Here is a 13,272-nt window from a genome sequence, read left to right on the forward strand (position 1 = left end):
GAAAGAACAAGCCCCGCATCGGCGGGGCTTGAGTCTCCGTCACTATGTGGCGCTTAGCCTATGGTCATCAGGCTGGCGTTGCCACCGGCGGCGGCGGTGTTGACCGAGAGGGCGTGCTCGATGAGCAGGCGCTCCAGCGGGATGTCGGTCTCGCCGCGATGCAGGCCGTGCACACCGATGATGGCTCCGTTACGGGCTGCCTGGCGCGCGGCGGCGAGCTTGCTCACCTCCCGCAACTGATCCGAGTCGCCGTGGTGCAGCAGGGCATCGAAGTCCGTCTCCCCCGTGGCCCAGTCCGCCACCAGCGCGATGGGATCCCGCGCCTCGGTCGGCAGGGAAGAGAGCAGGGCGCGTGTCTGGGCATCGTCCGGCAGCAGCACCTGGCTGCCGACCGCCAGACAGGCGGCTAGCTGGGCCAGCAGGTCGGCCTTCTCCTGGGCAAGACAGAGCACCCGTTCCCGGGGCAGCAGGCTGTAGCTGTTGCGCTCGCCGGTGGGGCCGGTCAGCAGCTGGGTACGACCGCTCTGGGAGAGCGCAGCGTAGTGATCGCACAGGGAGGCGAGGGCCGGATCCTGCTTGCTCGCCCAGTCGCGCAGGGCCACGAGGGGGGCTTTCGCCTCGGCGTGCAGGGCACCGGACTCCTGGTGCAGCTGGTTGGCCACCGCCTCCTGGGGACGGGCGCCGAGCAGGCGATACATGTAGAGCGGGCCGCCGGCCTTGGGACCGGTGCCGGAAAGCCCTTCCCCACCGAAGGGTTGCACCCCGACCACGGCGCCTACGATGTTGCGGTTGACGTAGAGGTTGCCCACCTTGGCCACATTCACCACCTGGGCGATGGTCTCGTCGATGCGGGTATGGACACCCAGGGTCAGGCCGTAACCGCTGCCGTTGATCTGCTCGAGCAGCTCCCCGAGCCGGGTGCGCGGGTAGCGGACCAGGTGCAGCACAGGGCCGAACACTTCGCGTCCCAGTTCGTCCAGGCTGTCGAGCTCGATCAGGGTCGGCAGCACGAAGGTGCCGCGGCTGCAGGCATCCCCCTGGGTGCGGGCGATCTGGTGCACCTTGCGCCCCTTGTCGCCCATGGCCTTGATGTGGCGTTCGATGTTGGTCTTGGCCTCGGCGTCGATGACGGGGCCGATGTCGGTGGAGAGGTGCTCGGGGCTGCCGACCTTGTACTCGGCCATGGCGCCCTTGAGCATCCGGATCACCCGATCCGCCACGTCATCCTGCACGCACAGCACTCGCAGGGCGGAGCAGCGCTGACCGGCGCTGTCGAACGCCGAGGAGATGACATCCATCACCACCTGTTCGGTCAAGGCGGAAGAGTCGACGATCATGGCGTTCTGGCCGCCGGTCTCGGCGATGAGGGGAATGGTGCGACCCTGGGCGTCGAGGCGACCGGCCAGGTTGCGGGAGATGATGCCCGCCACCTCGGTGGAGCCGGTGAACATGACGCCGCGCACCCGTTCGTCCGCGATGAGCGCCGCACCCACGGTCTCTCCACGGCCCGGCAGCAGTTGCACCGCACCGGCGGGAACCCCCGCTTCCAGCAGGATGCGCACCGCTTGTGCCGCGATGAGGGGGGTCTGCTCGGCAGGCTTGGCCAGCACCGTATTGCCGGCGGCCAGGGCCGCGCAAACCTGGCCGCTGAAGATGGCCAGCGGGAAGTTCCAGGGGCTGATGCAGACCACGGGGCCGAGCGGTCTGTGGGTGTCGTTGGCGAAGTGGTTGCGCGCCTGGGCGGCGTAGTAGCGCAGGAAGTCCACCGCCTCGCGTACCTCGGCGATGGCGTTGGCGAAGGTCTTGCCGGATTCGCGAACCAGCAGGCCCATCAGGGGTTGCAGTTCGGATTCCATCAGATCGGCGGCCCTGTCCAGCACGGCGGCCCGCTCGGCTGGCGGGGTGGACTGCCAGATCTGGCCGCTCGTGAGGGAGCAGGCGAGAGCCTTGTCCACCAGCGCTACCGTGGCTTCGCTCACCTGACCGACGACATCGCGGTGATCCGCCGGGTTGAGCACGGGCTGGAACTGGGTCGGCGCCTCGGTGTCGCAACCCAGCATGGGCACGGCTTGATAGGCGGTGTTGGTGCTGGCGAGCAGGGCGGCGGAGAGTGACCCCAGGCGGTGCTCGTTCGCGAGATCCAGACCTGCGGAGTTCGGGCGCGCCTCGCCGTAGAGATCCCGGGGCAGGGGGATGCGCGGATGGGGCAGACCCAGGGTCCCTTCACGGGCGGCCATCTGCTCGATCTGCTGCACCGGATCCTGCACCAGATCCGAGAGGGAGATGTTGTTGTCCGCGATGCGGTTGACGAAGGAGGTGTTGGCCCCGTTCTCCAGCAGGCGGCGCACCAGGTAGGCGAGCAGGGTCTCGTGGCTGCCCACCGGAGCATAGATGCGGCAGGGGCGACCCAGCTTGCCGTCGGCCACCTTGCCGACCACCTGTTCGTAGAGCGGTTCACCCATGCCGTGCAGGCACTGGAACTCGTACTGGCCCGGGTAGTAGTTCTGACCCGCCAGCTGATAGATGGCAGACAGGGAGTGGGCGTTGTGGGTGGCGAACTGGGGATAGATGGCCTCGGGCACCGCCAGCAGCTTGCGGGCGCAGGCGAGGTAGGAGACGTCCGTGTAGGGCTTGCGGGTATAGACCGGGTAGCCTTCCAGCCCTTCCTGCTGGGCGCGCTTGATCTCGCTGTCCCAGTAGGCGCCCTTCACCAGACGGATCATCAGGCGGTGACGGCTGCGCTTGGCGAGATCGATGACGTAGTCGATCACATAGGGGCAGCGCTTCTGGTAGGCCTGGATGACGAAGCCGATGCCGTTCCAGTCGGCGAGGGACGGATCGAAGCAGAGCTTCTCCAGCAGATCGAGGGAGATCTCCAGGCGATCGGCCTCTTCGGCGTCGATGTTGATGCCGATGTCATACTGCCTGGCGAGCTGGGTCAGGCCCAGCAAGGTGGGGTAGAGCTCCTCCATGACGCGATCGTACTGGGCGCGGCTGTAGCGCGGATGCAGGGCGGAGAGTTTGATGGAGATACCCGGCCCCTCGTAGATGCCGCGACCGTGGGAGGCCTTGCCGATGGCGTGGATGGCCTGCTCGTAGGAGGCCAGATAGCGTTTGGCGTCCTCCTCGGTCAGGGCCGCTTCCCCTAGCATGTCGTAGGAGTAGCGGAACCCTTTGCTCTCCATGCCGCCTGCGTTCGCCAGCGCCTCGGCGATGGTCTCGCCGGTGACGAACTGTTCACCCATCAGGCGCATCGCCATGTCGACGCCCTTGCGGATGAGCGGCTCACCCCCCTTGCCGATGAGTCCTTTGAGGGAGCTGTTCATGCCCGCCTCGTTGTGGGTGGCAACCAGCTTGCCGGTGATGAGCAGACCCCAGGAGGCCGCGTTGACGAACAATGAGGTGCTCTGGCCCAGGTGCTGGCTCCAGTTGCCGCCACTTATCTTGTCGCGGATGAGGGCATCCCGGGTCGCCTTGTCGGGGATGCGCAGCAGCGCCTCCGCCAGGCACATCAGGGCCACCCCTTCCTGGGAGGAGAGGGAGAACTCCTGAAGCAGCCCCTGCACCAGGCCCTGACGGCCGCTGGCGCTCTTCTGGTTGCGCAGCTTCTCGGCGATGCCCATGGCCAGCTTCTGGGTCGCGTCAGCCTTCTCCTTGGGCAGACGGGCCTGCTCCAGCAGCATGGGGACGGCTTCGGTCTCGGGGCGGCGATAAGCCCCCGTGATGGCGGCCCGCAGCACGGACTGGGGCAGAATGCTCTCGGCAAACTCGAGGAAGACCTGGATGCCCTGCTCGGTCAGGGTCTCGACGGCCTCTTCCCCGGCGGCGGCAGCCAGCCCGGAGTGCTCGGGCGGGGTCAGACCGCGATCCAGTTGCTCCAGATAGGTGAAGATGGCTTGCTTGATCAGCCAGTGGGGAGTGCGATCCAGGGTCTGCGCAGCCTGTTTGAGGCGGTCGCGGGTCGCTTCATCGAGTTTGACGCCGAGGGTGGTAGTGGCCATGGGACTTCCTGTGTCTAGAAGGTAACAATATTACCGGACGGTTAAATTTCGCCGATGATGGTGCAACCAGGTGAAACCTTCAAGCAAGAAATTTTAATGTATTGGTTACATTGTTGAATTCTTCCATGAATCCGGTCTCCATCAGGCTCCTTTCAAGCCCGCCGCTTGTCCGCTTTTCACAGCATTATTAATGGGTTGGCAATGCATCTTATGAATGCCTATATGAGGTGCAACCCACTGCGAATCGGGTTGCGCTTTTGCGTGTTCGACCGAGCCCGGGCTGTGAGCGCGGCTCCCCCGTGCGCAGAAGGGGGCGGAGCGCCACCTGACAGAGCCCCGTGCTCTTCTATGCTGTTAGCTGGCCACAGGGGCCAGCTATCGGTGACAAGGAGAAACCCATGGCGCGTGTCAGTACCTATCTCAATTTTGCCCGGGAGACGGAGGCTGCCTTCCTCTTCTATCGCGAAGTGTTCGGCGGTGACTTCAGCGGCCCCATCCACAGGTTCAAGGAGTCCCCGGGTTGCCCGGGCCAGCCCCCTTTGTCGGAGGAAGACGGGGAGCTGGTGATGCATGTGGCCCTGCCCATCCTTGGGGGTCACGTGCTGATGGGCACGGATGCTCCGGCCAGCATGGGGTTCACCCTGGTGCAGGGCAACAACAGCTACCTCAACCTGGAGCCGGACAGCCGGGGCGAGACCGATCGCCTGTTCGCAGCCCTGGCTGAGGGAGGCCAGGTGGAGATGCCGCTGGCGGAGATGTTCTGGGGTGACTATTTCGGATCCCTGGTGGACAAGTTCGGCACCCACTGGATGTTCAACTGCCAGAGCAAGACCTGACGGCAGATCTGCAATGAAAAGGGCGCCATGGCGCCCTTTTCATCTTTATTGCCCATCACAGTCCCTATTTGCTGCGCCTGCCACCTGAGCTGGTATGCCCCGGGCATGGGATTGCCGTGCAGTGCGCTGAGCTGCCTTATGGCGTGCGACCCACCATGTCAGCGGGGATCACCCGGGCTCGGATTATCGCGCAGCTGAGCTGCCTTATGGCGTGCGACCCACCATGTCAGCGGGGATCACCCAGGCATCAAACTGCTCCGCGCTGAGGTGGCCCGAGGCAATGGCTGCCTCCCGCAGGCTGAGCCCCTGATGGTGCGCCCGCTTGGCGATCTCGGCCGCCTTGTCATAGCCGATATGGGGGTTGAGGGCCGTCACCAGCATCAGGGAGCGGGAGAGCAGATCGTCGATCCTGGCCTGGTTCGGGGTGATGCCGACGGCGCAGTGGTCGTGGAAGCTCTGCATGCCGTCCGCCAGCAGCCGCACGCTCTGCAGGACGTTGTAGGCGATCATCGGCCTGAACACGTTGAGCTCGAAGTTGCCGCTGGCGCCGCCGATGTTGATGGCCACATCGTTGCCCATCACCTGGGCGCACAGCATGGTGAGCGCCTCGCTCTGGGTCGGGTTGACCTTGCCGGGCATGATGGAGGATCCGGGCTCGTTCTCGGGGATGAGCAGCTCCCCCAGCCCGCTGCGGGGGCCGCTCGCCAGCCAGCGCACGTCGTTGGCGATCTTCATGAGGGAGGCTGCCAGCGTCTTGAGGGCACCGTGGGCGTGAACCTGGGCGTCACTCGCCGCCAGGGCCTCGAACTTGTTGGGGGCGCTGATGAGCGGCAGGCCGGTCTGCTCGGCCAGGGTTCTGGCCACCGCCTCGGCAAAGCCGGGAGGGCAGTTGAGGCCGGTGCCCACGGCGGTGCCGCCGAGCGCCAGCTCGCACAAATGGGCCAGGGCGGCCCGTAGATGGCGCTCCCCCTGTTCAAGCTGGGCGACCCAGCCGGAGATCTCCTGGCCCAGGGTGAGGGGAGTGGCATCCTGCAAATGGGTGCGGCCAATCTTGACGATGTGGTCGAAGGCGGCGGCCTTGCCTGTCAGGGTCTGCTTCAGGGCAGCGAGGGCCGGCAGCAACCGCTGCGTGATGGCGGTGACCGCCGCCAGGTTCATGGCGCTCGGGAAGACATCGTTGCTGGACTGGCTCTTGTTTACCTCGTCGTTGGGATGCACCAGCCGCGCTTCCCCCCGGGGGCCGCCGAGCAGTTCGCTGGCCCGGTTTGCCAGCACCTCGTTGAGGTTCATGTTGGTTTGGGTGCCGGAGCCGGTCTGCCACACCATCAGGGGAAACTCGGCGTCGTGCAGGCCGCGCAGGATCTCGTCGGCAGCGGCCATGATGGCCTGGGCCTTGCGGGCGGGGAGCAGCCCCAGGGCGTGGTTGACCCGGGCGCATGCGGACTTGATGCGGGCCAGGGCATGGATGATCTCCATGGGTTGGCGCTCCCCCGAGATGTTGAAGTGATGCAGGGAGCGCTGGGTCTGGGCCCCCCAGAGCCTGTCCGCCGGGACGGCTATCTCCCCCAGGCTGTCCCGCTCCATCCTGATATCCATGACGTGTCTCCTGCCGTTGAGGTGGTGGCACCCAGCATGAACCCAAACGGCGGCCGGGGCCAGCTTGCACATGGATACGCTTTGCATATAATAAGTAAAGCTTACTATATGGGTTGCATATCATGAACAAACAACCGGACACCCTTGGCTTTCTCATCGGCGACGTCCAGCGCCTGATGCGCCGCCAGTTCCAGCAGCAGCTGGAGGGAAGCTGCCTCACCCTGGCCCAGGCCAGAGCTCTGGTGCACATTGCACGCAGCGAAGGGATCCGCCAGGTGGATCTGGCGGAGCGGCTCGACATCCAGCCCATCACCCTGGCCCGTCAGCTCGATCAGCTGGCGGAGAGCGGCCTGGTGGAGCGGCGCAGCGACCCCCATGACAGGCGTGCCTATCAGCTCCATCTGACCGAAGGGGCCACCCCCTATCTGGCGATGATCAAACAGGCGTCCGATCTGGTGCATCAGAGGGCCATCGGCGAGCTGGGGGAGGAGGCGACCGAGGCGCTGTGCCGCTCCCTCAAGATCCTGCGTGCCAACCTCGGCCACCTCTGATGCTTTCCTGTGATGCCAACCAACGTGGAGCCATATCATGACCACTGATTCCCCCTCTTCCTCCCGTCCCGCCGCCAACAGGCGCCGCACCCGCCTGCTGTTGCTGGTGGTGGTGCCGGCACTGGCCCTGATCGGTGCGGGCGTTATCTATCTGCAAGGCGGGCGCTATGTGGAGACGGACAACGCCTATGTGAAGGCGGACAAGGTCCCCATCAGCACCGAGGTGCTGGGCCGGGTGGCCAAGGTGTTCGTCGAGGAAAACCAGCAGGTCCGGGCCGGCCAGCCGCTGTTCGAGCTGGATCAGGAGTCCTTCCGGGTCGCCGTGGCCAAGGCCGAGGCGGAACTTGCCAAGGTGCGCACCGATCTGGTGGCGCTGCAGACCAGTTATCGCGGCCAGCAGGCGGAGATCGCCGTGGCCCGCACCCGCCATGCCTATGCCCTGAAGGAGGAGCATCGCCAGGCGGATCTGGTGACCAGGCACTTCACCTCCACCGCCAATTACGACGATGCCCGCCAGCTCACCATACAGACCGCCCAGCAGCAGGTGGCGCTGGAGGAGGGGCTCAAGAAGATTGAAGCCTCCCTCAGCGGGGACGTGAACCTGCCGGTGGAGCAGCAGCCCGCCTATCAGGAGGCCGCGGCCGAGTTGGCCAAGGCCAGGCTGGATCTGGCTCGCACCACCATCTATGCCCCCGCCAACGGCATCGTCAGCCAGTTGCCCAAGCCCGGCCAGTACAATCTGGTGGGCATGACCGCCATGATGCTGGTGGAGACCGACACCCCCTGGGTGGAGGCGAACTTCACCGAGACGGAGCTGACCCATGTGCAACCTGGCCAGAAGGTGGACATCAGTGTGGATACCTACCCCGATGCGCACTGGACCGGGGTGGTGGAGAGCCTGAGCCCGGCCACAGGCTCCGAGTTTTCGGTGATCCCGGCCCAGAACGCCACCGGCAACTGGGTCAAGATCGCCCAGCGGGTGGCAGTGCGGATCAAGCTGGATTCGGGAGCGGATCTGCCCACCCTGAGGGCGGGTCTGAGTGCCACCGCCGAGATAGACACCGGCCATCAGCGCACCCTGCCTGGCCTGTCAGGTCGAGGTTGATATGACGAGCGCAGCCACAGGGCAGGCAGACCAGGCTTCCCGTCGCACCTTCATCACCCTGTCGGTGATGGTGGCGACCATCATGCAGGCGCTGGACACCACCATCGCCAACGTGGCCCTCCCCCACATGCAGGGAGCCATGGGGGCGACCCAGGATCAGATCTCCTGGGTGCTCACCTCCTACATAGTGGCGGCCGCCATCTTCATGCCGCTGACCGGTTTCATCTCGGCAAGAATTGGCCGCAAAAGGCTGTTCATGTGGTCGGTGGCGGGCTTTACCGTTGCCTCCATGCTGTGCGGCGCGGCCCAGAGCCTGGAGCAGATAGTGCTGTTCCGCCTGCTTCAGGGGATCTTCGGGGCCAGCCTGGTGCCCCTCTCACAGGCGGTGCTGCTGGACACCTATCCGCCTGAGAAGCACGGCTCTGCCATGGCGCTCTGGGGGATAGGGGTCATGGTGGGCCCCATTCTGGGGCCGTCGCTGGGGGGCTGGCTCACCGAGTACTACAACTGGCGCTGGGTCTTCTACATCAACCTGCCGTTCGGCCTGCTGGCCTGGTTCGGACTTGCCGCCTTCATCGAGGAGACGAAGATCGATGCCAGCCGCCGCTTCGATCTGCTGGGGTTCGCCCTGCTGAGTCTCGGCATCGGGGCGTTGCAGATGGCGCTGGACAGGGGAGAGTCCCAGAACTGGTTCGCCAGCCGGGAGATCGTCATCGAGACCGCCCTGATGGTGATGGCGTTCTACCTCTTCGTGGTGCATATCTTCACCCACCCGCATCCTTACATAGAACCGGCCCTGTTCCGGGATCGCAACTTCAGCGTCGGTCTGCTCTTCATCTTCATCGTCGGCATCATCTTGCTGGCGACCATGACGCTGCTGCCTCCCTTCATGCAGGGGCTGATGGGTTACCCGGTGATCGACGTGGGTTACCTGCTCGCCCCGCGCGGGGTGGGCACCATGGTTGCCATGATGCTGGTGGGCAGGCTGTCGGGCCGGGTGGACGCCCGTTACCTCATCCTGTCAGGGCTGCTGCTCACCAGCTTCTCCATGTGGGAGATGACCCTGTTCAACACGGACATCGGCAGCTGGGACATAGTGCGCACCGGCATCATCCAGGGGCTGGGGCTCGGCTTCATCTTCGTGCCCCTCTCCACCATCACCTTTGCGACCCTGGCGCCGCGCTATCGCAACGAGGGGACGGCGCTGTTCAGCCTGGTGCGCAACATCGGCAGCAGCATCGGCATCTCGGTGGTGATCACCTATCTGGCCCAGCGATCCCAGATGAACCACGAGGCGTTCGCCGCCTACATCACCCCGTTCAATGTCAACCTGCATCAGGGCGGGGGCATGGCGGAGCTGATGACGCCGAAGGGGCTGGCCATGATCAACGGCGAGGTGACCCGGCAGGCCAGCCTGCTCGCCTACCTGCAGGATTTTCGCCTGATGATGTGGGTCAGCCTGTGCGCCGTGCCGCTGGTGGTGTTGCTGAGGGCTCCCGGTCGCAGCGGCTCTCGGGAGGAGATGGCCATTCTGGAATGAATCACGAAGGGGCGAGCAACAAAGCAAGAGGGATGGCGCAGGCCATCCCTCTGTCGTTTGGCAGGATCAGCGTGCCGGCGTGAAGGGGGTGAGCGCTGCCAGAGGCGCAGCGTCCCCGTATTCCCGGACGGGCTCGCCGTGCTTGAAGATCTTGAAGGTCTCGCCCCGGGCACTCCAGTACTCGATGTGATTGCCGCCGATCTGCAACAGGCTCGCCTCACGCAGGGCCACCACGGATTCGCTCGGGTTGATGGCGCAGAACTCGGCCAGACGCTCGTCCCGGGTCTCCCCCATGTGGCCGCTGATGCTGGCGTCCAGATAGTGTGGGTTGATCTGCACGGGGAAGAGCCCCAGCGCAGGCAGCACGACGGCGCTGCACACCGGCATGTCGTTGGTGGTCCGGATGCTGGGGGTGGCCACGTTGCAGCCGGCGCTCCAGCCCACATAGGGCACGCCCCGCTCGCGCACCGCACGCTGGATGGGGACCACCAGACCATACTCGTGCAGCCGCTGGTTCAGGAGCCAGGTATTGCCGCCGCTGATGAAGATGGCGTCGGCCCGGTTGATGGCATCCACCGGATCGTCGAAGTGATGGATGCTGATGGCGTCCACCCCCAGACTCTCGGTGAGCTCCCGGGCGCGGGCATCCCAGTCGCTGCGGATCACCGCGTAGGGGATGAGCAGGATGCGCTTGACCTGGTTGCGAGCGAGCAGGGTTTGCACCCGGTCGCGGGCCCAGCCGAGCAGGCCGGGGTGTTCTGTGGTTTTACCGTTGCTGAGCAGAAGCAGTTCCATGATGTGTCCTCGAAACAAGGCGCAGGACCCGGGCGATCCTGGTGAAGAGAAGAGGGCACTCTACCGCCATCGAAGCGCCAAATGTGTGATCCCTGCCCGTTTTGTACGGTTGCAGGCCACTCAGGGTTGTTCGTTCACTTTCGCGTAGCGCAGCAGCATCTCGGCGAGAGAGTTCACCGCCAGGCGTTTCATCAGGCTGGCGCGGCACACCTCGACGGTGCGCACCGAAATGCAGAGATCCTGCGCTATCTGCTGGTTCTTGTTGCCCCGGGCGATGAGCTGCAACAACTGGCGTTCGCGCGGGGTGAGGCGCTCAAAGGCGGCCAGCTGGGCGAGGCGGGTGGCCGCACTCAGCGTCGCCTGCTCGGCCCGCTCGATGGCGGCGAGCAGGGGGGCCAGCTGCACCGGCTTTTGCAAGAAATCCACCGCCCCCAGCTTGAGGGACTCCACCGCCAGTGGCACCTCGCCGTGGCCGGTGAGAAACAGGATGGCGATGGGGCTCTGGGCCGTCTTCAGCCGCTGCTGCACCTCGGGGCCAGAGAGCCCCGGCATGCGGCAGTCGAGGATGAGGCAGGCGGGCTGGTGCAGGTCGACCTCGGCCAGAAAGCGCTCGCCATCGGCAAAGCTGAGCAGCTGCCGCTCGTCGCAGCTCTCCAGCATGAAGCGCAGGGAGTCGAGCACGGCCTCGTCGTCGTCGACCAGATAGAGCGGGGGGCGGGCAGGGGTCGGCATCTCAGTTCCTCGGCATGTCAGTGGATGAAGGGAGGGTTTCGGGGGGCGGCACGGGCAGGATGACCCGGGCCAGGCAGCCGTGGGGGCTCAGGTTCTCCAGGCTGAACTGGCCGCGATGGCTCTCGACCACCTCCCGGCAGATGGCGAGCCCCAGCCCCATGCCGTCCGGCTTGTCGCTGTAAAACGCCTGCTGCAGTTCGGTGGCGGGGACCCTCAGGCCGGCACCGTTGTCGCGGATCTCCAGCAGCAACCTCTGCGCCTCGAAGGCGATCAGCAGCTCGACCCGGGCAGGCTCCTGTGCCGGTGCTTGCGTAGTGGGGTGAGTAGGGGAGTGAACAGCGGGGCGCGCACTCTTAGCTGCCCTCTGCGCCGCTCTCTTCGCTGCACTCTCGGCGCCATTCTTGATGAGGTTGACCAGCAACTGCTCCATCCCGGTGCCGTCCAGAGGTAACGGGCGTGGCTGGCCCCGCCAGTGCAGGGTGAAGGCGACGTCGAGCGGTGCCAGCATCTGCTCCAGCAGGGGGTGCAACTCCGCCACCAGGGTGGGCAGGTCGCAAGGCGCGAAGCGGGGAGGGCGCTTTTGCAGCCTGGCCCTGAGCCGGTTGACGGTCTGGGTGATGCGCTGGACCTGTAGCCCTATCTGCTCCAGGGCCTGACGCAGGGAGGCCTGGGCGGCAGACTGGGCCGGATCCTGTGCCAATCTGTCCAGTCGCAACAAGGCTCCCTGGCTGTAGTTGGCGATGGCGCTGAGGGGCTGATTGATCTCGTGGGCCACGTTGGCGCCCAGCTCGCCCAGTTCGGCGAGCCGTCTGGCCTGTGCCAGCTGGCGTCCCTTCTGTTCGAGCTGGTGGCGGGCTTTGAGCAGCCGGCGCTGGCTGCGGTTGAACAGGTATTGCAGCAGCAGGTGGTGGCCGCCGAGCAGCAGTACCAACGCCAGGGCACCCCAGCCCCACTGCTGATGCTGGCGCAGCCAGTGCCAGGCCGCTTGCCACCAGGGGCCCTGCAGCGGGTGGCGATCCAGCGCCTTGAGCAGGCGGTCGATGGCAAGCTCGCTGGTGGGCACGGTCCAGCCCGCCGAATCGGCGGCGATGGCCGCCTCGCTATCAGCGGGCAGATCGTACAGCGCGCGGGTCACCGCCAGCGCCAGCGCGGGGGAGGCCCGCTCTGTCTTGGCGAAGGACCAGTTGGGGTAGAGCCGGGTCGAGCTCTGGCAACCAAAGCCGGCCGGCGCCTGATCGTCCAGCACCCGAAACGCCCCCCTGGCGACCTTGCCCTCCCGCTCCATGCGCTCCAGCTGGCACACCGGCACGATGGCGGCGGCCACCTCCCCTGCCGCCAGCCGCTCAATGAGCCGGTCCAGCGGAAAGCCGGTGAACTGCACGGTGGAGAAGAAGCGCTCCAGCCTGACCCCCTGTTCGCCCGCCTCGAAGCGATAGGCGAGGTAGCCGCCGAAGGCGTTCTCCGAGACGGCGGCGACCGCTTGCCCCTCGAGGTCACGCCAGTGTTGGTAGGGGGTCTGGGCAGGCACCACCAGGGCGGCGCCGATGGCGAGGTTGTCCCCCCCGGCCGGACTCTTGAGGGTGGCGAGCCAGGCCAGCGGATACTGGCGCGCCAGACTCACCGACTGGCCCGGGTTGGTGATGACGAAATCGAGGTGCTCGCGGGCGACGGCCTCGGCCAGTTCATCGAGCCCCAGCGGATGCAGCACGAAGCGATGGTCGGGCACGCGCTGTGCCAGCCAGCGCAGCAGCGGTTGCCACTGGGCTCTGGCCAGTGCCGGGCCGCGGGTCGCCAGCACGCCGATGCGTATCGGCTCGGCCATGGCCTGCACCGGCGTAGCCTGGGATGGGGTGGATTCCTGTCGGGCCGGCTCTGGCACAGAGGGGGGCGGGGCGGCCTGCACCCGCAGCGGCAGGGCTGACAGGGCGAGCCAGAGCAGCAGGCTGAGCAGGGGCAAGGGGACTGGGGCGTGCAGGGGGCTCTCCTCTCGGTGCAAAGGGGGCAGTCTATCACCGGGATGTGCGCTTGCATGCGAACGGGGGCCGGGAGGGGCGGCAAACGCCGCCCCGGTCACAGTTCAGCAGGGCTGGGGCATTTTTTATTGCGCTGGATCAAC

The 13,272-nt window shown here is 66.0% G+C and carries 9 protein-coding genes; 4 read left to right on the plus strand and 5 right to left on the minus strand.

From position 1 onward, the window contains the following. Nucleotides 1-53: 53 nt before the first annotated feature. The gene (gene putA / locus C2U30_RS19790; RefSeq protein WP_103244374.1) at nt 54-4,001 is read right to left on the minus strand and encodes a trifunctional transcriptional regulator/proline dehydrogenase/L-glutamate gamma-semialdehyde dehydrogenase; all 3,948 of its coding nucleotides are present in this window, start codon (nt 3,999-4,001) and stop codon (nt 54-56) included. 398 nt (nt 4,002-4,399) lie between these two features. Between putA and C2U30_RS19795 the strand changes: the two genes are divergently transcribed. Continuing rightward, entirely contained in the window at nt 4,400-4,837 is a 438-nt protein-coding gene (locus C2U30_RS19795) for a VOC family protein (RefSeq protein ID WP_010673262.1), read from the plus strand. 204 nt (nt 4,838-5,041) lie between these two features. On the opposite strand, the gene fumC is transcribed toward C2U30_RS19795, so the two are convergent. Continuing rightward, complete coding sequence (gene fumC, locus C2U30_RS19800) at nt 5,042-6,433, minus strand: class II fumarate hydratase (RefSeq protein ID WP_103244375.1); 1,392 nt, start codon at nt 6,431-6,433, stop codon at nt 5,042-5,044. 122 nt (nt 6,434-6,555) lie between these two features. Here fumC and C2U30_RS19805 point away from each other — a divergent pair, with 122 nt between their 5' ends. From C2U30_RS19805 to C2U30_RS19815, 3 genes are read left to right on the plus strand one after another with little or no spacing between them, the layout of a single operon-like run. After that, complete coding sequence (locus C2U30_RS19805; RefSeq protein ID WP_010673264.1) at nt 6,556-6,984, plus strand: MarR family winged helix-turn-helix transcriptional regulator; 429 nt, start codon at nt 6,556-6,558, stop codon at nt 6,982-6,984. A gap of 37 nt (nt 6,985-7,021) precedes the next feature. Next, entirely contained in the window at nt 7,022-8,089 is a 1,068-nt protein-coding gene (locus C2U30_RS19810; protein WP_103244376.1) for an HlyD family secretion protein, read from the plus strand. Between the two features lies 1 nt (nt 8,090). Next, nucleotides 8,091-9,629: a DHA2 family efflux MFS transporter permease subunit gene (locus C2U30_RS19815; protein ID WP_103244377.1), complete on the plus strand. Its 1,539-nt coding sequence runs from the start codon at nt 8,091-8,093 to the stop codon at nt 9,627-9,629. A 66-nt stretch (nt 9,630-9,695) separates the two neighbouring features. On the opposite strand, the gene pepE is transcribed toward C2U30_RS19815, so the two are convergent. The 3 genes from pepE to C2U30_RS19830 all read right to left on the minus strand — a co-directional run bounded on the left by pepE (nt 9,696) and on the right by C2U30_RS19830 (nt 13,113). Further along, nucleotides 9,696-10,424: a dipeptidase PepE gene (gene pepE, locus C2U30_RS19820; protein WP_069651801.1), complete on the minus strand. Its 729-nt coding sequence runs from the start codon at nt 10,422-10,424 to the stop codon at nt 9,696-9,698. Nucleotides 10,425-10,544: 120 nt separating this feature from the next. Continuing rightward, a complete protein-coding gene (locus tag C2U30_RS19825; protein WP_103244378.1) occupies nt 10,545-11,156 on the minus strand; it encodes a response regulator transcription factor in 612 nt (203 codons plus the stop codon). A gap of 1 nt (nt 11,157) precedes the next feature. Further along, on the minus strand, nt 11,158-13,113 hold the full coding sequence (locus tag C2U30_RS19830; RefSeq protein ID WP_103244379.1) for a sensor histidine kinase: 1,956 nt from the start codon (nt 13,111-13,113) through the stop codon (nt 11,158-11,160). Between the last annotated feature and the right edge of the window lie 159 nt (nt 13,114-13,272).

Source organism: Aeromonas sp. ASNIH5, assembly GCF_002902865.1.
Lineage (GTDB): Bacteria > Pseudomonadota > Gammaproteobacteria > Enterobacterales > Aeromonadaceae > Aeromonas > Aeromonas caviae.

Excerpts from the sequence above, each read along its gene's own strand:
- C2U30_RS19810 (WP_103244376.1), top strand. The coding sequence starts at position 7,022 with ATGACCACTGATTCCCCCTCTTCCTCCCGTCCCGCCGCCAACAGGCGC.
- putA (WP_103244374.1), bottom strand. The coding sequence starts at position 4,001 with ATGGCCACTACCACCCTCGGCGTCAAACTCGATGAAGCGACCCGCGAC.
- C2U30_RS19815 (WP_103244377.1), top strand. The coding sequence starts at position 8,091 with ATGACGAGCGCAGCCACAGGGCAGGCAGACCAGGCTTCCCGTCGCACC.
- C2U30_RS19795 (WP_010673262.1), top strand. The coding sequence starts at position 4,400 with ATGGCGCGTGTCAGTACCTATCTCAATTTTGCCCGGGAGACGGAGGCT.
- fumC (WP_103244375.1), bottom strand. The coding sequence starts at position 6,433 with ATGGATATCAGGATGGAGCGGGACAGCCTGGGGGAGATAGCCGTCCCG.
- pepE (WP_069651801.1), bottom strand. The coding sequence starts at position 10,424 with ATGGAACTGCTTCTGCTCAGCAACGGTAAAACCACAGAACACCCCGGC.
- C2U30_RS19825 (WP_103244378.1), bottom strand. The coding sequence starts at position 11,156 with ATGCCGACCCCTGCCCGCCCCCCGCTCTATCTGGTCGACGACGACGAG.
- C2U30_RS19805 (WP_010673264.1), top strand. The coding sequence starts at position 6,556 with ATGAACAAACAACCGGACACCCTTGGCTTTCTCATCGGCGACGTCCAG.